Here is a 25,044-nt window from a genome sequence, read left to right on the forward strand (position 1 = left end):
TCACCACTTTTCAAAGAATTCAAACTTCTGGGCTGCAAAGGGCTCATGCAGCTTGTCCTTTGCGCTGGTCTTGTGCTCACAGCCGCAGTCGGGCCACTGCACGTTCACGGTGGGGTCATCGTAGGGGATGCCGCCCTCGCTGGTGGGGTCATAGACATCGGTGCACTTGTAGCAGAACTCGGCCACATCGCTCAGCACCAGGAAGCCGTGGGCAAAGCCCTCGGGGATATAGAACATCTTCTTGTTCTCCTCGCTCAGGGTCACGCCCACCCACTTGCCAAAGGTGGCGCTGTGGGGGCGGCAGTCCACGGCAACATCATAGACCTCGCCCTTGGTCACACGCACCAGCTTGCCCTGGGTGTGATTCTTCTGGAAATGCAGGCCGCGCAGCACACCGCGGGTGGAGCGGCTCTGGTTGTCCTGCACGAACTCCTTGTCGATGCCGGCAGCAGCAAACTGATCCTTCTGGTAGGTCTCCATAAAATAACCGCGGTCATCACCGAACACCTGCGGCTCAATGACCACAACACCAGGGATCTCGGTCTCAGTAAACGTAAACTTGCCCATATTTCTTTTTCCTCTCTGTTTTCTTTCAGAAAATTTTGTCTGTTTGTAGTATATGGAAAAGTCCTTGCGGGCTTTTGCGCGATCGGTCAAACTGTCCCTTCCTGCCAAGGCCTCCCCTGGTAGGGGAGCCTCTGGCGAAACGGGTCAGTGCTTACTTCTTGATTTACGTTTCTTCCATTTTATTCTCAGCCGCACCACGCCGAACGCCGCAAGGGCGGCCAGCACAGTGGCACCGACCGAGATCGCCAGCAGGCCGCCTGCGATCCTCTTCGGCCCCACATCCCGGGAGGCGGGCAGGGTGGCGTTGGCGCTCTTGGCCAGCAGCTCCTCCAGCCCGGTCACAGCGGCAGGCACCCGGACGCTGGCCGTTTCCTGCACGTCCCGCCCATGAATGGTATACACCGCATACACCGCCGGGTCAACCCCCAAGAGGTATCGTTCGGGCAGTTCCAGCGTGACCGACACATCCGCAGCGGTCAGGCCGTCGGCCAGCAGCAGCTTCACGCCCGGGTCAGAAACCGTCACCGTGCCCAGCGTGCTGCCGCCGCCCGCCACTTCCAGCTCCCCGGTCACGCCCTGGGCAGGGATCTCGGTGTAGCCGGTGTAGCGGGCAAAGGCATCGTCCAGCAGGGTGCGAACATCGTTGTATTTGTCGGTCTTGATCTGGCTCTGCATGGTCACGCAGATCAGCCGCACGCCGTTCTGCTCCGCCAGGCAGACATAGCTGTACCGGGCAATGTTGGTGTAGCCGATCTTGGAACCCAGGATGGCCGGGATATAGTACCGGCTGGAGCCCACCCGCATTTTATCCTGCTGGTGGAAGTACCGGGTCACGGGCTGGACATTGGTCGGGCCCATGGTGTACATCTCGTTCCGGGTAAACAGGGTCTCGAACCCGGGCTGGGTCAGCGCCCAGCGCAGGATCTGCGCCATGTCATAGCAGCTGGTGTAGTGGTCCTCATCGCTGATGCCGTGGGGGTTGGCAAAGTGGGTGTGTTCCAGCCCCAGCTCCTTTGCCTGCGCGTTCATGGCGGCCACACCGCCCTCAATGGAGCCGCCGCCGAAGTATTCGGCCAGCAGGTTGGCCCCATCGTTGGCGCTGGCCATCATGGTGGCATACAGGGCATCGGTCAGGGGCACTTCCTCCCCTTCCTGCAGGGCGATGTGGCTGGAATCGGTGCCCGCCAGCGAGTAGACATCCTCGTGGCTGACCGTCAGCTTGACATTGTCCCACTTGCCCTGGGCCTTTTCACAGGCAAGGCCCAGCGTCATCACCTTGGTGATGGATGCCGGGTGCAGTTCCTCGTTCATGTTCTGCTGGGCCAGCACCAGACCGGTGTCGGCATCGATGATGCAGTACGCTTCCGTAGCCGTCAGTGCAGGCCCGGCAGCTGCCGCGCCCGGCGCAAACGCCGCCAGTGCGGTCAAAAGCACCGCACACAGCATGGCGATGTGTTTTTTCATTCCAGTTCCTCTATCTCAAGATATTATGATATAGTATACCACATTTTTATCCCTCTGAAAAGAGAAACCCTCAGTTCCACTCCCGGAGCACCGGCTGCAGCTGCTGACCGTGCAGGGCAGCCTCCAGTGCAGCGGGCAGCAGGGTGAGATCCGCCTTCAGGCTCTGGGGTTTCTGCGCTGCATCGTCCTGTCCGTAGGGCACAAAGTAATAGTGCTTGCGCTGCATCAGCCGGGCGATGTTCTCCCCGGAAGCCCCCAGCCCATCGTTTGTGGAGACAGCCAGCAGCACCGGGCACCCGACCCGCAGCAGGCTTTTTGCCGCCAGCGTGACCGGCGTGTCGGAAAGGCCCGCTGCCAGCCGGGCCAGTGTGGTGCCGGTGCAGGGGGCCACCACCAGTGCCCGGGCCAGCTGCTGCGGCCCCAGCGGCTCCACATCCTGCAGGGTATCCAGCACCCTGTGGCCGGTCAGGATCTCCAGCCGCGCCTTCCACTCATCCGCCCGGCCAAAGCGGGTGTTCAGGCCGGAGGCCGCATAGCTCATCACCGGCAGCAGCTCCCAGCCCTGCCGCACCAGCTGTTCAGCCTGAGCCACTGCCGCGCCCAGCGTGCAGAAGCTCCCGCAGACCGCAAACGCCACTGTCCCACGCAATTGCCTTTTCATGGTGTTTCCTCCCTTTCCGCCAGGATCTCACAGACCGTCCGGGCCAGAGCCTCGCCCGCCGTTTCGGGAGCGCAGGCCGCAGGCAGGCTCAGGGCATGGATGGCCCGGTGCCCCAGCCGCCGGGCCGCGGCAAAGTCAGTGCCGCCCGGCTTGGATGCCAGATCCACGACCAGGCTCCCGGGCCGCAGGGCTGCCAGCACGGCTTCCGTCAGAACAGGGGCCGGGATGGTGTTCACCACCGTGTCAAAGGCCGGAGCGGCCTGTTCCAGCCGGGCCAGATCCACGGCCCGCAGGCTGAAACTCTCCGCCAGTGCCCGCTGGGCCGGCCGCCGCGCGGCCACCGTCACCTGTGCGCCCAATGCCGCCAGCCGTACCCCAAGCGCCTGCCCCACCGGCCCAAAACCGGCCAGCAGGATGGCGCTGTTCCAAAGCGTCCGCGTCCGCTCCGCCATCAGGATGCCGATGCAGCCCTCTGCTGTCGGGATGGCGTTGCAGAGGATCAGTTCCTCCCGGGCAAAGTAGTCCACCAGCTCCACGCCCGCCTCCGCCGCGATCTGCCTTGCCTGCGCCGAGAGCTTTCCGCCCAGCGCCAGCGCCCCCGGTTTTGCGGCCCGCAGCAGCTCCGCCAGCGGGGTGCGGCTCTCGTCCAGCGGCAGCGGCAGTAAGATGTAATCGGCCAGTGCCGTCTGCTCCGGCCCGCCCACCGCAAACCCGGCACGGGCCAGCGCCCGGCCTGCCGCCGCCAGCCGCGCGTCCGTTCCGATCACCGCAAATCGTCTTTGTCCATCCATTCCCGGCCCCTCCTCCCCATGGTCTGCGTCATCCTATGCCCATGGAGCGCCGGGTGTGAAAAAGCCGCCGCTCTCCGTCAGGAAAGCAGCGGCGATCTGTTTTTTATGATATCGGCTTTTCGGTCAGAGCGGCGGCAGAGATTGCCTTTGGCTCCTCCATGTTTCGCGTCCGCTCCACGGCCTCACGCATCCGCGGCAGCTGGACGGCTTCATCAAAATCCGCATATCCCTTTGCGTAGACAGGCACCATTTCCAACCGGTATTCTGCACTTGCAACGCTCCATTCCCGGATAGAAAAGTGCTCCGGCGGAAAATTCAGCCAGTTTCCACTCTCTCCAAACTGCGAGACCGCGTCCACCTGAATGCGGAACAGATTCTTTGCATAGTAAGCGGTCCTTGCGATATTTTTCCGGTAGAGCTTCTGCAGATCCTTTTCCCGGCTCGTCGCCTTGCAATACGTCACAAATCGGGTGTCTGCCATCCGCTCTCTGGCTTCCAGCAGGCTCAGGATCGTGCCCTGCTCATCTACCAGATACCCGTTGGTCGTTGGGTCCAGCATATACCACTTTTCCTGCGACCGGTCGTAGATCTCCGTGACAACGTGACAATCAAAATCGAAGGGAGAATAGGGCAGGAAGCGCACACGCCGTGCGTAGATTCCCAGTGCCAGGCAGACCTCCTCCAGAATTTTAGCCTTATTCAGGCAGTTGATGCCCTGTTCCGGTTTATCCAGACTGTAATCCAAAAGCGCCAGGGCGTTGCAGTCCACATGGCCGTCGTACCACGGGCTGTGCGTCAGCTTAGGCGAGAGGTATTTCAGCACCCGAATTGCCCGCTGCAGGTCCGTGCCTTTTCCTGCAATTTTCTCAAAGGGATACTTTTTCAGGAGGTCGGCATACTCCGGGCAGTCCATGCGATATTCCACCGCCGTGCTCTTTCCCGGTTGAAAGCTCCGATTGTTCCGCAGGATTCCACGGTAAACATTGTAAAGGACTTCTGTCTCTTCAAAATTCATTGTTTTTCCCCTCTCTTTTTTGGATAGACGAACGAATGGCCGTAAGTGTTCATTTTCCCCTCTATTTTCAGACCCTATCGTTTTTTATGATACCACGGTTTTCCTGCTCATGCAATGCAAAACGCCCGGCCATGCGGGCGTTCCCACACAGCCGGGCGGCTTCCTTTTTCATCATTCAGTTCTGTTCAGGGCCGCTTATATTTCAGCGGTGTCTGCACCTGAGCACGGATCTTGAGCAGATAGGTCCGGGTCTGCTCGGTGCCCCGCAGGATGGCCTCCACCTGTTCCCGCTGCTCCGGGGTCAGGGCCTCGTCCTCGGCCAGCAGGTCGGCGTTGCCCTCAATGACGGCCAGCGGCGTTTTGAGCTCATGGGAAAGCTGGATGATCTGCTCCCGCTGCTGCTGCTCCATTTTCCATTGGGCCTGCAGGCTGGCCGTCAGCTCCTGCCCCATGGTCTGCAGGGCAGCCAGTGTCTCGGCGTATTCCCGCACCTGCGCCCCGGAAAAATCGATCTCTTCCACGCCCTTTTTCTCAGCCACCTGCCGGGAGACCTCGGTCAGGCGGGCCGTCTCCCGGGCCAGAAACTTTCTGGAGCGGTGGGTGCTCCACACCACCGCTCCCACCAGCAGCAGAATGCCCAGAATGCTGTGCACCGTCTGCACATCTGGCAGCTTTCCCCGCAGCGCAGGGGCGGCGTAGGGCACGGCATAGTCAAATTGCAGCAGACAGACCGTTCCGTCTCGCAATTTTGATGTCATATAATACTGTGTGTATCCAAAATGCCAGCGGGTTTTCCCCTGCCGGTTCTCCATTGCCCGCTGCAAGTGCCCGGCATCCATGTTGGTGGCCAGCACCTCGCTGCTGTCCGGCGCAGCAAACAGGGCGTAACGGCACAAGGAGTCCAGCTGGGTCTCATCAAAGGTGGCGGCAGTCATGCCCGGCAAAACGTCCTGTGCAGCCTTCTGGCAGGCCTGCGCGGCCTGATTGGCCGGGAGCGCCAGCCCGCTGTTGATGACGCACATCAGCGCCGCAAACCACAACAGCAGCGCCAGCACACAGCAAAAGACGGTCTGCACCAGATATCGCAGCAGCACGCTGCGCAGAGAGGTCAGTCTTCGCTTTTCCATCGGTATCCCACACCCCATACGGTATTGAGCAGCTTTTCCGGCTCCGGCACGCCCGCCGCCCGGAGCTTGGACCGGATGTTCTTGATGTGCTGTGTCACGGCGGTGTCGTCCGCAGTGCCGTCAATCCCAAAAACCGCTTCGTAAATTTGCTCCTTGGTAAAGGTCTGCCCGGCGTGCAGCGCCAGATACTCGCAGATGGCATACTCGGAGCGGGTCAGCGGCAGAGGAGTTTCTCCCACCGCCGCCTCCCGCGCGGACAGGTCAAAACTGACCCCGCCGCGCACCAACCGATGCACCGGGGTGCGGTTCTGCCGCCGCAGATGCGCCGCCACCCGGGCACGCAGCTCTGCCACCCGGAAGGGCTTTGCAAGGTAATCGTCTGCCCCGATGCCCAGCCCCTCCAGAACAGACGCTTCGTCGGTCCGGGCCGTCAGAAACAGAATGGGGGCATCGGTCAGGCCCCGGATGCGGCGGCAGACGGCAAAGCCATCCTCCCCGGGCATCATCACATCCAGCAGGATGCAGTCCGCCCAATGGCAGAGTTGTTCAGTAAGCTCCGCGCCGGAGAGCCGCGTTTCCACCCGGTGGCCGTCCCGCTCCAAGGCAGTGCGGATCAGCTTGCAGAGTTCTATATTGTCATCCACTGCCAGAATATTTGCCACAAGATCACCTCAAAGCGTTATAAACAAGGCAGGATGCCCCATACAGCAGATACACATGGGCCGGGTAGAACCAGTAGAACAGCTGCTTGTGTCCGCTGCCACGCTGCCCGTTGTACAGCAGCATCAGCAGCACCGCCGCCACCCCGAACCACTCATAGTTGTTGGTGAACATCTGGGTCCAGACAAAGCCCTCCTGCCGGCAAGCCATCCCGAAGGTCAGCACAAAATCACACAGGAAAATCACCAGTGCCCATACCGTCAGCTGCACTTTGCGCCGTCCACGCAATGCATACAGCAGCGCACCGCCCAGCAAAAAGCTCCAGCTGCCGTCCGTGATGCTGGTCCACAGGGGCAGCGGGCTGGTGATGACAAACGCCACCACCGTGGAAGCCCACGGCATCTGCTGGATCTGGGGGAAGGCGCTCAGAAACGCCACTATCACAAACGGCCAGCACAAAACGGCGGCAATGGCAGCTATGCCTTTTGCAAATTTCTTTTCCCGGAGCCAGTCGATGCCCTGCCAGACGATGCACAGCAGCATCAAATCCTGAAAAATAGCGTTCAGCGGGTAGAAGCCATCCCCGCGCCGGAAGGCTTTGGCGTAGATCATAAAAAATTCCAGCGCCGCCATAGCCGTTCCGATACCCCAGATGCGGATAAAATACCGCCTGCGGTCATGGGTGTGGGCAAAGCCCTCCACCGTGCAGAACAGAAACAGTGGTGCGCTGAGCCGCCCCAGCATACTGAACACCGTTGGGATGCAGCCGGTGAATTCAAAGAAATAATGAATGTGATCCAGCACCATCAGCGCCAGTGCAATGGTCTTGAGCTGGGTACCGTCCAGCCCGTTTTTCAATTTTGTCAGCATACAAATTCCCCTTTCGATGATGCTATCATTGTAACAGGGAAATCTGTAGGAATTCTGAGGGAGAACTTATTTTTCCAGATAATAGCGCACCAGATCCGTGGGGCCGCGCTCTGCATGGCGCATGGCCTTGTGTTCGATGCCCTCATAGGTGAAGCCCAGTTTTTTCAGCAGTTTCCCGGAGATGGTGTTATAGGCATAGTGCCCACCCGTGAAAAGCACCGTATCCGTTTTCTCGAAGAACGCCTGGATTACTGCCGCCAGCGCTTCCCGGGCACAGCCCTGCCGCCGGACATCCGGAGCCATCTCAATGCCCAGCTCCCAGCCGGGCACGGCACGCTCGGCATCCATCAGCGAGATCACGCCGATCACACGCCCATCTGCCTTGCGGACAACGCTGTAACGGGTCTGTCCCGCAAATTTCTGCATCAGACGGTCATATTCCTCATCCATTGCATCAAAGGCATGATAACCGCCGCAATCCAGCGTGGTCTGCTCATCCGAGAAAATCGCAAATACGTCCTGCGCGTCCTTCACCCGGAACTGCCGCAGTTGCAGACGCTCTGTCTCGATTTCAAATACTTCCATTTGCATCTCGTTATTTTCAGGTTTTATCGTACTTTTTAATGATACCACTGTTTTCCAACCCATGCAACGTAAAAAGCCCTGCCATGCGGGCACTCCCACACAGCCGGGCAATTCTATTTCATTTTGCAGAGCACTTTTCAGCATCGATGGCCAGCACGAACATCAGCACATGGAGCGCGTCTGCCGGGTCAACGATATCCAGCACATAGGTGTCCGTCCATTGCAGCAGCTCTTTGGAAACCGTTGCGACTGTCTCTCCCACCGGCTTTGTAATGGTGTAATCCCACCCAGGGAAATCTCCCTCCACATGCCAGCCGTTGAAATCGATGTTGTACTTGGGCTTGAACCAGCCCAGTTCCTTTTCGAGGCAGCCGATATAGTTTTCCCCTTCATAGAGTTCAAACTTGGGCAGCCAGGTCAGCACCTCCTGCTTGACAGTACCAAGCTCGTTCTCTTCCGTGTCGAAGATTTTCAGGCAGTGCCCCCACGAGAGCTGCCCCTTTACCACATAGACCGTGTTCTCGTTTTCATCATAGATATCGTAGCTGTCGAACCACGAAAACATCCGTTGTTTGAATAAAAGCTTCATCCTGCCCCTCCTCTTTTTGCGATTTCACCGCAGACGGAATACCTGCTTATCCCATATACGATTCAGGGACGGGTTTTAAGGCAGATGCTACAAAATTTTTTTCAAACAACAAACCCCCAAGGAATTTCTTCCTCAGGGGCTTCATTTAAGTCGGCGACTACCTATTTTCACGCGCCGTTTCCAGCGAACTATCTTGGGCACGAGTGAGCTTAACTTCTGTGTTCGGAATGGGAACAGGTGGAACCTCACCGTCATCGTCACCGACCAATATGACTGGTTCAGTATAACATTTCTGTCCTACTTTGTCCAGTGTTTGTAGAAGGACGTGCCTTCAAAACTGAATAATCACTGCTCACATTTTATCATTGACTTGAGAATTCAAGCGAATTGTGGTCAAGCCCTCGATCTATTAGTACACACTTGCTGAATGGATCGCTCCACTTACACATCGTGCCTATCAACCTCGTAATCTACAAGGGATCTTACCTGATTCAATCAGTGGGATATCTTATCTTTGGGTCGGCTTCACGCTTAGATGCTTTCAGCGTTTATCCGATCCGTACGTAGTTGCCCAGCTATGCTCCTGGCGGAACAACTGGTGCGCCAGAGGTACGTCCGTCCCGGTCCTCTCGTACTAGGGACAGCTCCCATCAAATATCCTGCGCCCACGACAGATAGGGACCGAACTGTCTCACGACGTTCTGAACCCAGCTCGCGTACCGCTTTAATTGGCGAACAGCCAAACCCTTGGGACCGAATACAGCCCCAGGATGCGATGAGCCGACATCGAGGTGCCAAACCTCCCCGTCGATGTGGACTCTTGGGGGAGATCAGCCTGTTATCCCCAGGGTAACTTTTATCCGTTGAGCGATGGCATTTCCACTCACATACCACCGGATCACTAACTCCAACTTTCGTTACTGCTCGACCCGTCAGTCTCGCAGTTAGGCTCGCTTCTGCGTTTGCACTCTTTTGCTTGATTTCCGTTCAAGCTGAGCGAACCTTTGAACGCCTCCGTTACTCTTTAGGAGGCGACCGCCCCAGTCAAACTGCCCACCTAACAATGTCCCCCGACTCGATTCAGAGCCGCAGGTTAGAATTCCAATATCGCAAGGATGGTATCCCAACGGCCTCTCCGCCAAAGCCAAAGCCTTGGTTTCCCAGAGTCCCATCTATCCTGTGCATGCAACATCGAAACCCAATATTAGGCTACAGTAAAGCTCCATGGGGTCTTTCCGTCTTGTCGCGGGTAACCGGCATCTTCACCGGTACTACAATTTCGCCGGGCGGGCTGTTGAGACAGTGCCCAAATCATTACGCCTTTCATGCGGGTCAGAACTTACCTGACAAGGAATTTCGCTACCTTAGGACCGTTATAGTTACGGCCGCCGTTCACTGGGGCTTCGATTCAATGCTTGCACATCTCCTCTTAACCTTCCAGCACCGGGCAGGCGTCAGCTCGTATACGTCATCTTTCGATTTAGCACAAACCTGTGTTTTTGGTAAACAGTTGCTTGGGCCGATTCTCTGCGGCTCCATCTCTGGAGCACCCCTTCTCCCGAAGTTACGGGGTCAATTTGCCGAGTTCCTTAACAACCCTTCTCCCGTTGGCCTTAGAATCTTCTTCCTACCTACCTGTGTCGGTTTGCGGTACGGGCACCTCAGAAATACACACAGCTTTTCTCGCCATCTTCCATCTCAGACTTCGGTACTAATTTCCCTCGATCTCTACCGGAACCAACACCCGGCTCTGAGACTTCATATGTGTCCCTGTGCTTAACTCTTTTGGTGGTGACGGAATCTCTACCGTCTGTGCATCGGCTACGCCTTCCGGCCTCACCTTAGCTCCCGACTAACCTGGAGCGGACGAACCTTCCTCCAGAAACCTGAGGCTTTCGGCCATGCAGATTCTCACTGCATTCGCGCTACTCATTCCGGCATTCTCACTTCTATACACTCCACAGCCGCTTGCGCTACTGTTTCTCCGCGTATACAACGCTCCCCTACCCAATACATTTCTGTATTGCCTAAGCTTCGGTGTCAGGTTTAGCCCCGTTAAATTCTCCGCGCAAAGACGCTCGACCAGTGAGCTATTACGCACTCTTTGAATGAGTGGCTGCTTCTGAGCCAACATCCTGGTTGTCTGCGTATCTTCACATCGTTTTCCACTTAACCTGACTTTGGGACCTTAGCTGTAGATCTGGGCTGTTTCCCTTTTGACAATGACATTTATCTGACACTGTCTGACTCCCAAGCATCAATACTCTGGCATTCTGAGTTTGATAAGCTTCGCTAACCTCTCGGCCGCTAGGCTATTCAGTGCTTTACCTCCAGGTATCTAACTTGAGGCTAGTCCTAAAACTATTTCGGGGAGAACCAGCTATCTCCGGGTTCGATTGGAATTTCTCCGCTACCCACAGTTCATCCGCCGCCTTTTCAACGGAGGTCGGTTCGGTCCTCCATGGAATTTTACTTCCACTTCAACCTGACCATGGGTAGGTCACCCGGTTTCGGGCCCATTATATGCAACTTAACGCCCTTTTCAAACTCGCTTTCGCTTCGGCTCCAGACCTTAAGTCCTTAACCTTGCTGCATACAATCGCTCGCCGGACCGTTCTACAAAAAGTACCCTATCACGCTTTGACGCGCTCTAGGTGCTTGTAGGCACAGGGTTTCAGGTTCTTTTTCACTCCCCTCCCGGGGTGCTTTTCACCTTTCCTTCACAGTACTATACGCTATCGGTCACTGGGTAGTATTTAGGGTTGGAGGGTGGTCCCCCCGTATTCCGACCAGGTTTCACGTGTCTGGCCGTACTCTGGATCCTGCGCAGCTCTCTCCGTTTTCACCTACGTGGTTCTCACACTCTCTGACCGGCCTTCCCATGCCGTTCGGTTAACAGATTAAGTCTTAAAAGCAGTCCGTACCCCGAAAGTATTTCTACTCTCGGTTTGCCCTCTTCCGCGTTCGCTCGCCACTACTTACGGAATCTCGTTTGATGTCTCTTCCTCGCCCTACTTAGATGTTTCAGTTCAGGCGGTTCCCTCAATACACCTATTTTGAATTTCAGTGTATTGTACCTGAGTATGAACCCAGGTGAGTTTCCTCATTCAGAAATCTCCGGATCAATGCTTATTTGCAGCTCCCCGAAGCTTATCGCAGCTTATCACGTCTTTCATCGGCTCCCAGTGCCAAGGCATTCGCCCTGCGCCCTTGTTCGCTTGACCTTTCAAACGTTCTTTCAGAACATTTGGTATCCTCTTGATTCTCTCTTTTGCCAACGAAGATTATTGTTACCCTTCCTTTTGAAATTGCAATATTTCTTAAAAGAACTTACTATAATCTTTGTTTCGCAGTTATTATTCAGTTTTCAAGGTACGTCTTGGTGATGTTCCTCAAAGCCCGGTCTCCCGAAACTTTGATTTTCATCACATGGTGGGCCAAAATGGACTCGAACCATCGACCTCACGATTATCAGTCGTGTGCTCTAGCCAGCTGAGCTATTGGCCCATGTGGTGGAGATTAAGGGAATCGAACCCTTGACCCCCTGCTTGCAAAGCAGGTGCTCTCCCAGCTGAGCTAAACCCCCACATAAGGTTTTGAGTAACCCCTTTTCAGGGCCCTCAAAATCGAACAATATCTACTCTGCTTGTATCTGTCACCTGTTCCAGATGGCCGACCATCTTCGATGTTCTTCCATCTGCCTGACTCCTTAGAAAGGAGGTGATCCAGCCGCAGGTTCTCCTACGGCTACCTTGTTACGACTTCACCCCAATCACCAGTTTTACCTTCGGCGGCGTCCTCCTTGCGGTTAGACTACCGACTTCGGGTCCCCCCGGCTCTCATGGTGTGACGGGCGGTGTGTACAAGGCCCGGGAACGTATTCACCGTGGCATGCTGATCCACGATTACTAGCAATTCCGACTTCGTGCAGGCGAGTTGCAGCCTGCAGTCCGAACTGGGACGTTGTTTCTGAGTTTTGCTCCACCTCGCGGTCTTGCTTCTCTTTGTTTAACGCCATTGTAGTACGTGTGTAGCCCAAGTCATAAAGGGCATGATGATTTGACGTCATCCCCACCTTCCTCCGTTTTGTCAACGGCAGTCCTGCCAGAGTCCTCTTGCGTAGTAACTGACAGTAAGGGTTGCGCTCGTTGCGGGACTTAACCCAACATCTCACGACACGAGCTGACGACAACCATGCACCACCTGTCTCTGCGTCCCGAAGGAAAATACTGTTTCCAGCATCGTCGCAGGATGTCAAGACTTGGTAAGGTTCTTCGCGTTGCGTCGAATTAAACCACATACTCCACTGCTTGTGCGGGCCCCCGTCAATTCCTTTGAGTTTCAACCTTGCGGTCGTACTCCCCAGGTGGATTACTTATTGTGTTAACTGCGGCACTGAAGGGGTCAATCCTCCAACACCTAGTAATCATCGTTTACGGTGTGGACTACCAGGGTATCTAATCCTGTTTGCTACCCACACTTTCGAGCCTCAGCGTCAGTTGGTGCCCAGTAGGCCGCCTTCGCCACTGGTGTTCCTCCCGATATCTACGCATTCCACCGCTACACCGGGAATTCCGCCTACCTCTGCACTACTCAAGAAAAACAGTTTTGAAAGCAGTTTATGGGTTGAGCCCATAGATTTCACTTCCAACTTGTCTTCCCGCCTGCGCTCCCTTTACACCCAGTAATTCCGGACAACGCTTGTGACCTACGTTTTACCGCGGCTGCTGGCACGTAGTTAGCCGTCACTTCCTTGTTGAGTACCGTCATTATCTTCCTCAACAACAGGAGTTTACAATCCGAAGACCTTCTTCCTCCACGCGGCGTCGCTGCATCAGGGTTTCCCCCATTGTGCAATATTCCCCACTGCTGCCTCCCGTAGGAGTCTGGGCCGTGTCTCAGTCCCAATGTGGCCGTTCAACCTCTCAGTCCGGCTACCGATCGTCGCCTTGGTGGGCCATTACCTCACCAACTAGCTAATCGGACGCGAGGCCATCTCAAAGCGGATTGCTCCTTTTCCCTCTGCTCGATGCCGAGCTGTGGGCTTATGCGGTATTAGCAGTCGTTTCCAACTGTTGTCCCCCTCTTTGAGGCAGGTTCCTCACGCGTTACTCACCCGTTCGCCACTCGCTTGAGAAAGCAAGCTCTCTCTCGCTCGTTCGACTTGCATGTGTTAGGCGCGCCGCCAGCGTTCGTCCTGAGCCAGGATCAAACTCTTTATAAATGATATTTATCACTTAAAAAGTGTTAAATCTTTTTCGCTCAGCACGCAATCGCTTGCGTCCTGTGTGAATTACTTTGTTTGGAATTGTTTAACGTGTTTTTCCAACACGAAAATAGGTTCCGTTACAAGTTTTTCGATATTGTTCAATTTTCAAGGTCCTGTGCGCCTCAGCCTTGCAGCTGACGACTTGATTATTTTACCACAGAAGTGATTTTTTGTCAAGCACTTTTTTCAGAAGCTTTTCGATCTTTTCGAACTTGTGGCTCGTTTTTCAACGTATCCATATTGGTTCTTTCGCTTTGCTTCTGCCGCTTTCAGAAGTCATTCTTTCCGGCGGCCCTTGGCGCTCAAGTATAATACCATATCCCGACACGTTTGGCAACCCCTTTTTTCACTTTTTTCGTTTCTTTTTGCGTCTTTGACTTTTTGACTAGTTTTTTAACTGTAATTTACACGTTCCTTGACGCAGAAGGCTGCAGGGACCTCAGAGGTCATTTTTCTCTATATAATAAGGTATTGTTCTATCCAAACTTCCAGAGAAGTATACACCGCCGTGGATATTACGCCCCGGAATGCAAACACTTTCCTTGCACAGTTTGTCAAGAGCTTTGGCCTCAAATTTTGCTCCAAGATTCTTGGCTCAATTTTGGCGAAACCGCCAAAACACAAAATGTAGTGGTTTCTCCATTGACATATCACTAAATAGTGATATCATAGAATCACATCAATTGAACGCATCCCAAGACTGCTTTGCGGGTGCCTCTTTCGCAAGAGGCACCCGTTTGAACTGTACACAGATAGAACGACGGAGGAACACTATGAAGATCATCAAGCGCAACGGTTCGGAAGTTCCATTTGATATCACCAAGATCATCACTGCGGTCACCAAGGCCAGCGATTCGGTCAGCCGCAAGAGCAGCCTGACCCAGGAGCAGATCCTGTCCATCGCCAACGATGTCACGGAGCAGTGCCAGGCGCTGAACCGTGCCGTGAGCGTGGAAGAGATCCAGGACATGGTGGAGAACAAGCTGATGGACATTCAGGCCCACGATGTAGCCCGCCATTATATCACCTACCGTTATGTGCAGAGCCTGAAGCGCCAGACCAACACCACCGACGAGCGCATCCTCAGCCTGATCGAGTGCCAGAACGAGGAAGTCAAGCAGGAGAACGCCAACAAGAACCCCACCGTGAACAGCGTCCAGCGCGACTATATGGCTGGTGAGATCTCCAAAGACCTGACCGCCCGCCTTCTGCTGGACCCGGAGATCGTCAAGGCACACAACGAGGGCCTGATCCACTTCCACGATTCCGACTACTTTGCGCAGCACATGCACAACTGCGATCTGGTCAACCTGGAAGATATGCTGCAGAACGGCACCGTGATCTCCGGCACCTATATTGAAAAGCCCCACAGCTTTTCCACCGCCTGCAACATTGCCACCCAGATCATTGCGCAGGTGGCATCCAACCAGTACGGCGGCCAGAGCATCAGTCTGACCCATCTGGCTCCCTTTGTGGATGTCTCCCGCAAGAAGATCGCCGCTGAGGTCGAGGCGGAGATGGAAGGGCTGGACGTTACCCCGGAGCGCAAGAAGGAGATCGTGGAGCGCCGCCTGCGCAACGAGATCAACCGCGGTGTCCAGACCATCCAGTATCAGGTCGTGACTCTGATGACCACCAACGGTCAGGCCCCCTTCATCACCGTGTTCATGTATCTGGGAGAAGCCCGCAACGCACAGGAAAAGGCCGACCTTGCCATCATCATCGAGGAGACCATCCGTCAGCGCTATCAGGGCGTGAAGAACGAGGCCGGTGTCTGGATCACCCCCGCCTTCCCCAAGCTGATCTATGTGCTGGAAGAGGACAACATCCGCCCCGGCACTCCTTATTATTACCTGACCGAATTGGCTGCCAAGTGCACTGCCAAGCGGATGGTGCCCGACTACATCTCTGAGAAGAAGATGCTCGAACTCAAGGTGGACAAAAACGGCGAGGGCCATTGCTACACCTGCATGGGCTGCCGCAGCTTCCTGACCCCCTATGTGGACCCCGAGACCGGCAAGCCCAAATACTACGGCCGCTTCAATCAGGGTGTTGTCACCATCAATCTGGTGGATGTAGCCCTTTCCTCCGGCGGCAACTTCGAGAAGTTCTGGAAGATCTTTGACGAGCGTCTGGCTCTCTGCCACAAGGCACTGCAGGCCCGCCATCAGCGCCTGATGGGCACCCCCAGCGATGCCGCCCCCATTCTGTGGCAGTACGGCGCACTGGCCCGCCTGAAGAAGGGCGAGAAGATCGACAAGCTGCTCTTTGGCGGCTACTCCACCATCAGCCTGGGCTACGCCGGTCTGTATGAGTGCGTGAAGTATATGACCGGCAAGAGCCACACCGATGCCGGTGCCAAACCCTTTGCCCTGAGCGTGATGCAGCACATGAACGACAAGTGCACCGAGTGGAAGAAGGCCGAGAACATGGATTACTCCCTCTACGGCACCCCGCTGGAATCCACCACCTACAAGTTTGCCAAGTGCCTGCAGAAGCGGTTCGGCATCGTGCCCGGCATCACCGATAAGAACTATATCACCAACAGTTACCACGTCCATGTTTCGGAGCCCATTGATGCCTTCACCAAGCTCAAGTTTGAGAGCGAGTTCCAGAAGCTGTCCCCGGGCGGTGCCATCAGCTATGTGGAAGTGCCCAACATGCAGGACAATCTGGAGGCCGTGATAAGCGTGCTGCAGTTCATCTATGATAACATCATGTACGCCGAGTTGAACACCAAGTCCGATTACTGCCAGTGCTGCGGCTACGACGGAGAGATCAAGATCGTGGAGGATGACGGCAAGCTGGTGTGGGAGTGCCCCAAGTGCGGCAACCGTGACCAGAACAAGTTGAACGTTGCCCGCCGCACCTGCGGTTATATCGGCACCCAGTTCTGGAACCAGGGCCGGACACAGGAGATCAAGGATCGGGTGCTGCATCTGTAACCCTCTCAGTCAACGCTTCGCATTGACAGCTCCCCCGAGAGGGGGAGCTTTTTATATGGAGTTTTATCTATGAATTACGCAACAATCAAGTATTACGACATTGCCAATGGGCCGGGGGTGCGCACCAGCATCTTTGTTTCGGGCTGCAGGCACCACTGCCCGGGCTGCTTCAACGAGGTAGCATGGGATTTCGGGTACGGTCAGCCTTTCGACAAAGCTGTGCGCAACGAGATCTTTGCATCCTGCCAGCCCGACTATATTGCAGGCATCTCCCTGCTGGGCGGTGAGCCTTTTGAGCCGGAGAATCAGCGGGAACTGCTGCCCTTCGTCCGCAACTTCAGGGCGCTGTACCCGAATAAGAGCGTCTGGTGCTATTCCGGCTACACCTGGGAGCAGCTGACCGGCAGTGTTCCCTGCCCGGCCCGCTGTGAGGTCACCGATGAGCTGCTGAGCCTGCTGGATGTTCTGGTGGACGGCCGCTTTGTGGAAGCCCAGCACGATATCTCCCTGCGCTTCCGGGGCAGCTCCAACCAGCGGCTTCTGGATGTACCCAAGAGCCTTGCCGCAAAGGCCCCCGTCTGGTGGGAGGACGAACAGGTGTTTGCTACCCATAGCATGTAAATCGAGGATGCCCATGAGCTATAAAACAACAAACGACTTAATGCAGCACCTGCGTGACAACGGCATCGCCATCTCCGGCGAAACACAGAAACAGCAGCTTGTCACAACCGGATATTATCATGGCTATAAAGGCTATCGTTTCTTCAAATCTGCCGGTGCGCGCCTGCCTTTTTCCTCTTATCAAGAGCTCTATGCCACCATCCAATATGATTCTGCCCTGAAAGCTCTGTTTTACGGAAAAATGATGTTCATCGAAACTGCTGTCAAGAACATCGCATTGCAGGGCATCCTTGAAAACGCACAATCCGAGAGTATTTCGGATGTTCTGGATCGTGTCGTTTGCAGTTACAACAACTCCCCTGCCAATTTCACCGTTGAACAGAAAAAGCGAGCCCAGCAAAACAAATTGAACCTTCAGCGTTCCATCCAGTCCAGCCTTGCAAACGCCTATGCGAAAGGAAATCCAAAAATCACACATTTTTACAATAATCCAACTTACTCCGGTGTTCCTCTTTGGGCTTTCTTCGAGATCATGACCATGGGAGATTTTGGATACTTGCTTTCTTGTTTGACTTTTCCTGTCCGAAAAGATATTTCCACCCGCATTGGCCTTGATCTTTCCAACGATACATCCTGTGAGCTCTTATTTCGCTACATCTATGCTTTGAAAGATCTCCGAAATGCTATTGCTCACAATGCCGTGGTATTTGATACCCGATTTCGCAATTTTGACCCCACAAAGGCAATGAAAGCCTGTCTCCGTTCTGCGATTCAGCTTCCGTATGTCAATTTCAAAACCATCGGAGATTATGTCATTCTGATGTCCTATTATCTGAAGCTATTGCAGATGCCAAATTCCGAAATCCTTAAGTTCATTGAAGAATTTGAGCATATCACAGAAACCTATCGCTCTGAAGTCAACCCTGCCGTCGCTTCAATTGTCATTCATCCCGACCTGACGAAACGGATGGAAATTTTGAAAAATTATATTTAACAGTTGCATTTTTTCAACAGCTGCGATATAATATTCTTACTAATTGGGGTATATGTTCTCAGGGACATATACTTGAGGGAACTGGAGCGATTCAGTTCCCTTTTATTTTTACAAAAAGCGTCCCGTTTTCCACCCTGCCTGCACTGGCCGTGGAAAACGGGACGCTTTATTTGTTCTTTTATCTCCAATTCACCGTGTGCCAACGGTTTCTTCGATCACACTGAGGAACTCCTGCCCATAGCGGGCGGCCTTTTTCTCGCCCACACCGGGGATATTGAGCAGTTCCTCCACGCTCAGGGGCTTTTTCAGTGCCATCTGGCGGAGGGTGGAATCGTTGAACACCATATAGGCAGGGAGCTTCTGCTTTGCGGCCAGCCGCTTGCGCAGGGCATAGAGGGCCGCCAGCAGCTTCTCGTCCGCTTCGCTGAGGGCATCCTCGTCGGCACGGCGGCGGGAGGCCGAGGCCAGCCGCTTCGCACTGGCCGCGGCACGCTGGCGGGCTTGTGCCGCCTGCTCCTCCACCTGTTCGGCGGCCTGTGCTGCCAGCAGACAGTTGGAACAGTTCTCGCACTTCTGGGGCGCGGCCTCGCCGAAGTAGCTCAGCAGATACCCCCGCAGGCAGCGCGGCGTGGTGGAGTAGAAGGTCATGTACTTGAGCCGTTCCTCTGCCTTGCGTGCCGCTTCGGCCTTGACATCCGCAGGCAGGCCGTTGTCAGCCTCCATCTCCTTGTCGATGAAGAACCGGATGGTGCGCACATCGGTGCCGGAATAGAGCAGGGTGCAGCGGGCTGGCTCCCCGTCACGGCCCGCGCGGCCCGCCTCCTGATAATAGCTCTCCAGATCCTTGGGCATATTATAATGGATGACGAACCGGACGTTTGGCTTATCGATGCCCATGCCGAAGGCATTGGTCGCCACCATGATCTGCACCCGGTCATAGAGGAAATCGTCCTGATTCTGCCGCCGGGTATCCGCATCCAGTTTGGCGTGGTAGGCTGCCGCACGGATGCCCCGGCTCTGCAGCAGGCGGGTGGTCTCGTCCACCTGCCGGGTGGTACTGCAATAGATGATGCCCGCATTGTCCCGCTCCCTGAGTACAAGTTCGAGCAGAACTTTGGGCTTCTCGCTGGGCAGGGCCCTGCGGGTGGCAAAATAGAGGTTGGGCCGGTCGAAGCTGGTGGTCACCTCGTAGGGGGTGTGGAGTTCCAGATGGGTGCGGATGTCCTCCCGCACATGGGCCGTGGCGGTGGCCGTAAAGGCTCCCACCACCGGGCGCTTGGGCAGGCTGTCCACAAACGCCTTGATGCGCAGGTAGCTGGGGCGGAAGTCCTGCCCCCACTGGCTGATGCAGTGGGCCTCGTCCACCGTGACCATGCTGATCTCCCGCTCCTGCGCAAACCGTTGGAAACCCGGCATCTCCAGCCGCTCCGGAGCCACATAGATGATCTTATACCACCCCTCCCGGGCGCGGCGGAGCATCAGGGCCTTCTGGTTGTCCGTCAGGCTGTTGTTCAGGAAAGCTGCCGCCACACCGGCCTGTACCAGCGCCCCCACCTGATCCTTCATCAGGCTCACCAGCGGCGAGACCACGATGGTGATGCCCGGCAGCAGCAGGGCCGGCACCTGATAGCAGATGGACTTGCCCGCACCTGTGGGCATCACGGCCAGCACATCCTGCCCGGCCAGCAGGCGGGAGACGATCTCCTCCTGACCCGGGCGGAAGCTGTCGTAGCCAAAGACTTTTTTCAGAATACTATGCGGACTTTCCATGGTTCCTCCTATCCATACAAAACCTCTCCGTCATTGCCCTGCCATGCCGTCTCTCCTGTACGGGGAAGCGGACGCGCTTGCGGCCTGAGCGGTCTGTAACCCAATCAGTATACCACAACTCCCCGGATAATTGTAAAACATCTCTGACATTTCCCACGTTCGATAGCATTTCCTGCACAAAAATGCTATAATATGGGTACATATCTCCATCCCGGCCCCTGCCTTGCGCATCTGCCGGAAAAAAGCAAAGGAGTATTTTGTATGGCTCAGAAATTGATCACCTTCGCCGTCCCGTGCTACAACTCGGCGGCATATATGCGCCACTGCATCGAGACCCTGCTCTCCGCCGGGGAGCAGGCCGAAATCATCCTGGTGGACGATGGTTCCACCAAGGATGACACCCCCGCCATCTGCGACGAGTACGCCGCCAAATATCCCACCATCGTCAAGGCCATCCATCAGGAGAACGGCGGCCACGGCGAGGGCGTGAATCAGGGCATCCGCAACGCCACCGGCCTGTATTACAAGGTAGTGGACAGCGACGACTGGCTGGACGAAGCAGCCCTCAGGACCGTGCTGGCCAAGCTGAACACGCTGACTGCCCGGGGCACCGCGCCTGACCTGATGATCTGCAACTATGTCTACGAGCATGTGGAGGACAACACCAGCCACACCGTGCGCTACACCAATGTGTTCCCCCAGAACCGGCTGTTCAGCTGGACGCATGTCGGCCACTTCCGGCCCGACCAGAACCTGCTGATGCACTCGGTGATGTACCGCACGCAGGTGCTGCGGGACTGCGGCATGGTGCTGCCCAAGCACACCTTCTATGTGGACAACATCTTTGTCTACCAGCCCCTGCCCTTTGTCAAGAGCATGTACTATATGGATCTGGACCTGTACCGCTACTTCATCGGCCGGGCCGACCAGAGCGTGAACGAAAGTGTAATGGTCAAGCGGGTGGACCAGCAGCTGCGGGTGACCCGCCACATGATCGACTGCCAGGACCTGGATGCCCTTAAGGGCCAGAAGAAGCTGCGCAGCTATATGCTGCACTACCTCTCCATGATGATGGCCATCAGCGACATCTTCCTTCTGCTGGACGGCAGTGCCGCTGCCAAGCAGAAGGAGAACGAACTGTGGGCCTACCTCAAGGCACACACCAGTGCCGGGGTCTACCGCTCCATCCGCTACGGCTTTGGCGGCGTGACCAACCTGAAGATCCCCAAGGGCGACAAGCTCGTGCTGGGCGGTTACCGCCTTGCACAGAAGATTTTTAAATTCAATTAACAAATGTTGCTTTTCCTCCTCAGATAAAATATACTTTTTAACGTATCTTAATTCCTGAGGAGGATCTTGTTTTATGGAGCAATTGCTCATTTGCATGTCTCTTTCGCTCATTGCAGGCCTGTTGGCATCCCGTGCAGCGAAAGCGGTCCGTCTGCCGGCTGTCACCTCTTATCTGGTGGCGGGGCTTCTGCTGGGCCCCTTCTTTCTGGGTCGGCTGGGCCTGAGCGGCTGGGGCTTCGGCTTCGGGAGCCTTGCACAGGTCGAGAGCTACGGCATCATCACACAGGTGGCACTGGGCTTCATCGCCTTTGTCATCGGCAATGAGTTCCGGCTCAGCGCGTTGGAGAGGATGGGCAGGCAGGCGGTCACTGTGGGCATCCTGCAGGCCGTTATCACCACCGTGCTGGTGGATATCGCTCTGGTGGTCCTGCACTTTGCCCGGCCGGATGTCATCTCAATGGCATCGGCCATCACGCTGGGTGCCATCGCCTCTGCCACAGCCCCTGCCGCCACCCTGATGGTGGTCAAGCAGTACAAGGCAAGCGGTCCCCTGACCCGCCTGCTGCTGATGGTGGTCGCCATTGATGATGCCGTAGGTCTGGTGCTCTTCTCAGCCTCTTTCGGCATCGCAAACGCACTGGAGCAGGGCCGCATCGACCCCATCAGCATCCTTCTGGAGCCTCTGGTGGAGATCGTACTCAGCCTGGGTCTGGGCGCGCTGGCCGGTCTGCTGCTCAACCAGCTGGAGATCTACTTCCACTCCCGCTCCAAGCGCATGAGCCTTTCGGTGGCCTTTGTGCTGCTGACGGTGGGCCTTTCCATGGTCAGCTTTGAGGTCGGCCCCATCCACTGCAGCTTCTCGCTGCTGCTGGTCTGCATGATGACCGGCACCGTGTTCTGCAACATCTGCCCCACTTCCGATGAGCTGATGGACCGCCTGGACCGCTGGGTAAGCCCGGTGAACATCCTGTTCTTCGTGCTGTCCGGCGCGGAGCTGGATCTGAACATCCTCGCAAACCCCATGGTCCTGCTCATTGGTGCCGTCTATATCGCTTCCCGCTCTCTGGGCAAGATCTCCGGCTCCTATGTCAGCTGCAAGGCCACCCGCTGCAGCGAGAGGATTCAGAAGTATCTGGGCATCACCCTGCTGCCGCAGGCCGGTGTGGCGCTGGGCATGGCCGCCGAGGCTGCCGAGCTTTCCGATGGCCACATGGTGCGCAACGTGGTGCTCTTCTCGGTGCTGGTGTACGAGCTGGTCGGCCCGACCCTGGCCAAGCTCAGCCTGACCGCCGCAGGCGAGATCATTCCCGAGGGCCGCACGAGCGCCCGTACCGCCAACAAGCCGGAGGAGCCGGTCAGCGTGGAGTAACCTCTCCCACAGGGCTTGGCTCCCCTATCAGGGGAGCTGCCGCCGCAGGCGGCTGAGAGGTTTTATACACTACAAAAGCCGCTGCACAGTTTTTACGCTGTGCAGCGGCTTTCTGTTTGCTCTTTATTTCAGCACGATCTCATCGTTCTCAGCATCCACGGTCAGGGTGGAACCGGAAACAAGGGTGCCGTCGATGATCTTTTCAGCGGCGGGGTCCTCCACAGCCTTGCGGATGGTGCGGCGCAGGTCGCGGGCACCAAACTTGCCGCCCTGGCTCTTGTGCACCAGCGCTGCCAGTGCCGCCGGGGTATAGCTGTAGGCAATGCCCTTGGCCTCCATGCTGGGCTTGTACTCGTCCAGCATCAGGGCGGCAATGCCCTGCAGGGTCTCCTCGCTCAGCGGCTTGAAGGTGATGACCTCATCTACGCGGCCCAAAAACTCAGGGCGGAGGAACTGGCTCAGTGCCTTGCGGCTCTTTTCCTCGTTCCGCTCCTCCTCGCTGCGGTTGAAGCCCAGACTTGCGGTGGTCTGGTCGCTGCTGCCCGCATTGGAGGTCATGCAGATGACGGTGTTGGAGAAATCCACGGTGCGGCCCTGGGCATCGTTGATCTTGCCCTCGTCCAGGATCTGCAGCAGGATATTCATCACATCGGGGTGGGCCTTTTCGATCTCATCGAACAGCACCACGCTGTATGGGCGGCGGCGGACCTTTTCGGTCAGCTGACCCGCCTCCTCGTAGCCCACATAGCCCGGAGGGGAACCGATCATGCGGGACACCGCGTACTTCTCCATATACTCGCTCATATCCAGCCGGATCAGGGGGTCGGGGCCGTCAAAGAGCTGGTTTGCCAGCTGCTTCACCAGCTCCGTCTTGCCCACGCCGGTGGGGCCCACAAAGATGAAGCTGGCCGGACGGCGGCGGCCCGAAAGGTCGGCGCGGCTGCGCTTGACCGCCTGCGCCACCAGATGCACGGCATCGTCCTGACCGATGATCTTCTTTTTCAGCTCGGTCTCAAGGCTGGCGAGCTTTGCATACTCGGTCTCCCGGATCTTCACCGCCGGGATACCCGTCCACAGCTCAATGACCTTGGCCACATCGTCCATGGTCACCTGGATCTCCCCGGCCGCGGCCTGCTTGGCGGGCAATTCCCGCTCCAGCTGCGCCATCCGGGTCTTGCGCTCTGCCACACGCTCGTAATCGATGGGCTCGTTCACATCGGCGTTTTCCATGTCGGCCTCTTCCTGCTTGAGGGCCTCCAGTTCCTTCTGCATGGTCAGGTACTCGGAGATGACCGGGTGGGCCAGATTGCAGCAGGCACAGGCCTCGTCCAGCAGGTCGATGGCCTTGTCGGGCAGGTAGCGGTCGGTGATATACCGTTCGCTCAGGGTCACGGTGGCGTTCAGCACATCGGCGGGCACCTGCACATGGTGGTGCTCCTCGTAGTAGTGCTTGATGCCGCCCATCACGGCCAGCGTATCAGCGACGCTGGGCTCCTCCACCCGCACGGGCTGGAACCGGCGCTCCAGCGCCTGGTCCTTCTCGATATACTTGCGGTACTCGTTGAAGGTGGTGGCACCGATGACCTGGATCTCGCCACGGGAGAGGGCGGGCTTCAGGATGTTGCCCGCATTCATGGCACCCTCGCTCTCACCGGCAGAGGTAATGGTGTGGATCTCGTCAATGAACAGGATGACGTTGCCCGCCGCCTTGACCTCGCTCAGCAGGCCCTTGACCCGCTGCTCAAACTGGCCGCGGAACTGGGTGCCTGCCACAAGGCTGGTCAGGTCGAGCAGGAAGATCTCCTTATCCTGCAGCCCTGCCGGCACCTGCCCCTTGGCAATGCGCTCGGCAATGCCCTCGGCAATGGCGGTCTTGCCAACGCCCGCCTCACCAATGAGGCAGGGGTTGTTCTTCTGGCGGCGGCTCAGGATCTGGATGGTGCGGTAGATCTCCCGGTCGCGGCCGATGATATCATCCAGCTTCCCCTCCCGGGCTTTGCGGGTCAGGTTCTCGCAGTAGGTATCCAAAAACTTGCGGCGGGGCGGCTTTTTGTCGTTTTTGCCCGCCTTCTTTTCGTTTTTGCCGTTCTGGGCACCGCCGTTCACCCCCAGCGGGAAGGTGGCGCTGGAGCCGGGCACAAGGTCGCCGTCCTCCTCGCTCTGGTCCGGCTGGCCCATGCCCATCATCATGGAGAAGGGGTTCATGTTGCTCATGTCCCCCATCTCCTGCATCATGTTTTCCATCCGGTCTTCCATGGCATCCATGTCCTCGTCGGACATGCCGAACTGCTTCATCAGATCATCGACCGGTTTGATGTGCATCTCCCGGGCACAGTGCAGGCAGTACCCCTCGTTTTTCATCTGGCCATTTTCCATCCGCTGGACAAAAATAATGGCAGGCCGCTTCTGGCATCGAATGCAGACCATTGTTCCTCCTTTTCCCTCCCCGCTCAGACA

At 56.6% G+C, this 25,044-nt stretch carries 17 protein-coding genes, 2 tRNA genes and 3 rRNA genes; 5 read left to right on the forward strand and 17 right to left on the reverse strand.

The window, feature by feature from the left end; all coding sequences use genetic code 11:
* The 15 genes from rfbC to GXM22_RS13140 form a co-directional block, all read right to left on the reverse strand.
* A complete protein-coding gene (rfbC, locus tag GXM22_RS13070) occupies positions 1-567 on the reverse strand; it encodes a dTDP-4-dehydrorhamnose 3,5-epimerase (RefSeq protein ID WP_005935131.1) in 567 nt (188 codons plus the stop codon).
* 144 nt (positions 568-711) lie between these two features.
* Positions 712-2,031, reverse strand: a complete 1,320-nt coding sequence (locus GXM22_RS13075) for a D-alanyl-D-alanine carboxypeptidase family protein (RefSeq protein WP_005935129.1) — start codon at positions 2,029-2,031, stop codon at positions 712-714.
* 70 nt (positions 2,032-2,101) lie between these two features.
* A complete protein-coding gene (locus tag GXM22_RS13080; RefSeq protein ID WP_005935128.1) occupies positions 2,102-2,692 on the reverse strand; it encodes a dipicolinate synthase subunit B in 591 nt (196 codons plus the stop codon).
* Positions 2,689-3,483, reverse strand: a complete 795-nt coding sequence (locus tag GXM22_RS13085; RefSeq protein WP_005935126.1) for an NAD(P)-binding domain-containing protein — start codon at positions 3,481-3,483, stop codon at positions 2,689-2,691. Before GXM22_RS13085 ends, GXM22_RS13080 begins: the two co-directional genes overlap by 4 nt.
* 103 nt (positions 3,484-3,586) lie before the next feature.
* The gene (locus GXM22_RS13090) at positions 3,587-4,498 is read right to left on the reverse strand and encodes a hypothetical protein (protein WP_005935125.1); all 912 of its coding nucleotides are present in this window, start codon (positions 4,496-4,498) and stop codon (positions 3,587-3,589) included.
* 185 nt (positions 4,499-4,683) lie between these two features.
* Positions 4,684-5,625: a histidine kinase dimerization/phospho-acceptor domain-containing protein gene (locus GXM22_RS13095; RefSeq protein WP_005935124.1), complete on the reverse strand. Its 942-nt coding sequence runs from the start codon at positions 5,623-5,625 to the stop codon at positions 4,684-4,686.
* Positions 5,607-6,287 (reverse strand): response regulator transcription factor, encoded by a 681-nt coding sequence (locus tag GXM22_RS13100; RefSeq protein ID WP_005935122.1) that lies wholly within the window; start codon positions 6,285-6,287, stop codon positions 5,607-5,609. Before GXM22_RS13100 ends, GXM22_RS13095 begins: the two co-directional genes overlap by 19 nt.
* Positions 6,288-6,291: 4 nt before the next feature.
* Complete coding sequence (locus GXM22_RS13105; protein ID WP_005935120.1) at positions 6,292-7,155, reverse strand: TraX family protein; 864 nt, start codon at positions 7,153-7,155, stop codon at positions 6,292-6,294.
* A 66-nt stretch (positions 7,156-7,221) separates the two neighbouring features.
* Positions 7,222-7,740, reverse strand: coding sequence for a GNAT family N-acetyltransferase (locus GXM22_RS13110; RefSeq protein WP_035394816.1), 519 nt, complete (start codon positions 7,738-7,740; stop codon positions 7,222-7,224).
* 118 nt (positions 7,741-7,858) lie between these two features.
* Complete coding sequence (locus GXM22_RS13115) at positions 7,859-8,329, reverse strand: LURP-one-related/scramblase family protein (RefSeq protein ID WP_005935115.1); 471 nt, start codon at positions 8,327-8,329, stop codon at positions 7,859-7,861.
* Positions 8,330-8,477: 148 nt separating this feature from the next.
* Positions 8,478-8,594: ribosomal RNA gene (rrf, locus tag GXM22_RS13120) — 5S ribosomal RNA — on the reverse strand.
* A gap of 124 nt (positions 8,595-8,718) precedes the next feature.
* Positions 8,719-11,553, reverse strand: a 23S ribosomal RNA gene (locus tag GXM22_RS13125).
* Between the two features lie 206 nt (positions 11,554-11,759).
* Positions 11,760-11,836: transfer RNA gene (locus GXM22_RS13130), tRNA-Ile, on the reverse strand.
* A 3-nt stretch (positions 11,837-11,839) separates the two neighbouring features.
* Positions 11,840-11,915, reverse strand: a tRNA-Ala gene (locus GXM22_RS13135).
* Positions 11,916-12,042: 127 nt separating this feature from the next.
* A 16S ribosomal RNA gene (locus tag GXM22_RS13140) occupies positions 12,043-13,553 on the reverse strand.
* The 16S, 23S and 5S rRNA genes sit together here with 2 tRNA genes alongside, the layout of an rRNA operon.
* An 818-nt stretch (positions 13,554-14,371) precedes the next feature.
* Here GXM22_RS13140 and nrdD point away from each other — a divergent pair.
* The 3 genes from nrdD (at position 14,372) to GXM22_RS13155 (ending at position 18,158) form a co-directional block, all read left to right on the forward strand.
* The gene (nrdD, locus tag GXM22_RS13145) at positions 14,372-16,543 is read left to right on the forward strand and encodes an anaerobic ribonucleoside-triphosphate reductase (protein WP_005934848.1); all 2,172 of its coding nucleotides are present in this window, start codon (positions 14,372-14,374) and stop codon (positions 16,541-16,543) included.
* Positions 16,544-16,612: 69 nt separating this feature from the next.
* A complete protein-coding gene (gene nrdG / locus GXM22_RS13150; RefSeq protein WP_005934849.1) occupies positions 16,613-17,164 on the forward strand; it encodes an anaerobic ribonucleoside-triphosphate reductase activating protein in 552 nt (183 codons plus the stop codon).
* 13 nt (positions 17,165-17,177) lie between these two features.
* Positions 17,178-18,158: an Abi family protein gene (locus GXM22_RS13155; protein WP_035394743.1), complete on the forward strand. Its 981-nt coding sequence runs from the start codon at positions 17,178-17,180 to the stop codon at positions 18,156-18,158.
* 189 nt (positions 18,159-18,347) lie between these two features.
* Here GXM22_RS13155 and GXM22_RS13160 read toward each other — a convergent pair whose 3' ends face one another.
* Positions 18,348-19,928, reverse strand: a complete 1,581-nt coding sequence (locus GXM22_RS13160; protein WP_097773281.1) for a RecQ family ATP-dependent DNA helicase — start codon at positions 19,926-19,928, stop codon at positions 18,348-18,350.
* A gap of 261 nt (positions 19,929-20,189) precedes the next feature.
* Here GXM22_RS13160 and GXM22_RS13165 point away from each other — a divergent pair, with 261 nt between their 5' ends.
* Both GXM22_RS13165 and GXM22_RS13170 read left to right on the forward strand, forming a co-directional pair.
* Positions 20,190-21,218 carry a glycosyltransferase family 2 protein gene (locus tag GXM22_RS13165; RefSeq protein ID WP_005934856.1) on the forward strand — a complete coding sequence of 343 codons (1,029 nt, stop codon included), beginning with the start codon at positions 20,190-20,192 and terminating at the stop codon, positions 21,216-21,218.
* A gap of 73 nt (positions 21,219-21,291) precedes the next feature.
* Positions 21,292-22,587 (forward strand): cation:proton antiporter, encoded by a 1,296-nt coding sequence (locus GXM22_RS13170; RefSeq protein ID WP_005934857.1) that lies wholly within the window; start codon positions 21,292-21,294, stop codon positions 22,585-22,587.
* Positions 22,588-22,710: 123 nt separating this feature from the next.
* Here the strand turns inward: GXM22_RS13170 and GXM22_RS13175 are convergent, their stop codons facing one another.
* Positions 22,711-25,014, reverse strand: a complete 2,304-nt coding sequence (locus GXM22_RS13175; protein ID WP_005934858.1) for an ATP-dependent Clp protease ATP-binding subunit — start codon at positions 25,012-25,014, stop codon at positions 22,711-22,713.
* Between the last annotated feature and the right edge of the window lie 30 nt (positions 25,015-25,044).

It is taken from the genome of Faecalibacterium duncaniae (assembly GCF_010509575.1).
Taxonomy (GTDB): domain Bacteria; phylum Bacillota; class Clostridia; order Oscillospirales; family Ruminococcaceae; genus Faecalibacterium; species Faecalibacterium duncaniae.

Excerpts from the sequence above, each read along its gene's own strand:
- GXM22_RS13110 (WP_035394816.1), bottom strand. The coding sequence starts at position 7,740 with ATGGAAGTATTTGAAATCGAGACAGAGCGTCTGCAACTGCGGCAGTTC.
- rfbC (WP_005935131.1), bottom strand. The coding sequence starts at position 567 with ATGGGCAAGTTTACGTTTACTGAGACCGAGATCCCTGGTGTTGTGGTC.
- GXM22_RS13075 (WP_005935129.1), bottom strand. The coding sequence starts at position 2,031 with ATGAAAAAACACATCGCCATGCTGTGTGCGGTGCTTTTGACCGCACTG.
- nrdG (WP_005934849.1), top strand. The coding sequence starts at position 16,613 with ATGAATTACGCAACAATCAAGTATTACGACATTGCCAATGGGCCGGGG.
- GXM22_RS13165 (WP_005934856.1), top strand. The coding sequence starts at position 20,190 with ATGGCTCAGAAATTGATCACCTTCGCCGTCCCGTGCTACAACTCGGCG.
- GXM22_RS13155 (WP_035394743.1), top strand. The coding sequence starts at position 17,178 with ATGAGCTATAAAACAACAAACGACTTAATGCAGCACCTGCGTGACAAC.
- GXM22_RS13160 (WP_097773281.1), bottom strand. The coding sequence starts at position 19,928 with ATGGAAAGTCCGCATAGTATTCTGAAAAAAGTCTTTGGCTACGACAGC.
- GXM22_RS13095 (WP_005935124.1), bottom strand. The coding sequence starts at position 5,625 with ATGGAAAAGCGAAGACTGACCTCTCTGCGCAGCGTGCTGCTGCGATAT.
- GXM22_RS13085 (WP_005935126.1), bottom strand. The coding sequence starts at position 3,483 with ATGGATGGACAAAGACGATTTGCGGTGATCGGAACGGACGCGCGGCTG.
- GXM22_RS13175 (WP_005934858.1), bottom strand. The coding sequence starts at position 25,014 with ATGGTCTGCATTCGATGCCAGAAGCGGCCTGCCATTATTTTTGTCCAG.
- GXM22_RS13105 (WP_005935120.1), bottom strand. The coding sequence starts at position 7,155 with ATGCTGACAAAATTGAAAAACGGGCTGGACGGTACCCAGCTCAAGACC.
- GXM22_RS13090 (WP_005935125.1), bottom strand. The coding sequence starts at position 4,498 with ATGAATTTTGAAGAGACAGAAGTCCTTTACAATGTTTACCGTGGAATC.
- GXM22_RS13115 (WP_005935115.1), bottom strand. The coding sequence starts at position 8,329 with ATGAAGCTTTTATTCAAACAACGGATGTTTTCGTGGTTCGACAGCTAC.
- nrdD (WP_005934848.1), top strand. The coding sequence starts at position 14,372 with ATGAAGATCATCAAGCGCAACGGTTCGGAAGTTCCATTTGATATCACC.
- GXM22_RS13080 (WP_005935128.1), bottom strand. The coding sequence starts at position 2,692 with ATGAAAAGGCAATTGCGTGGGACAGTGGCGTTTGCGGTCTGCGGGAGC.
- GXM22_RS13170 (WP_005934857.1), top strand. The coding sequence starts at position 21,292 with ATGGAGCAATTGCTCATTTGCATGTCTCTTTCGCTCATTGCAGGCCTG.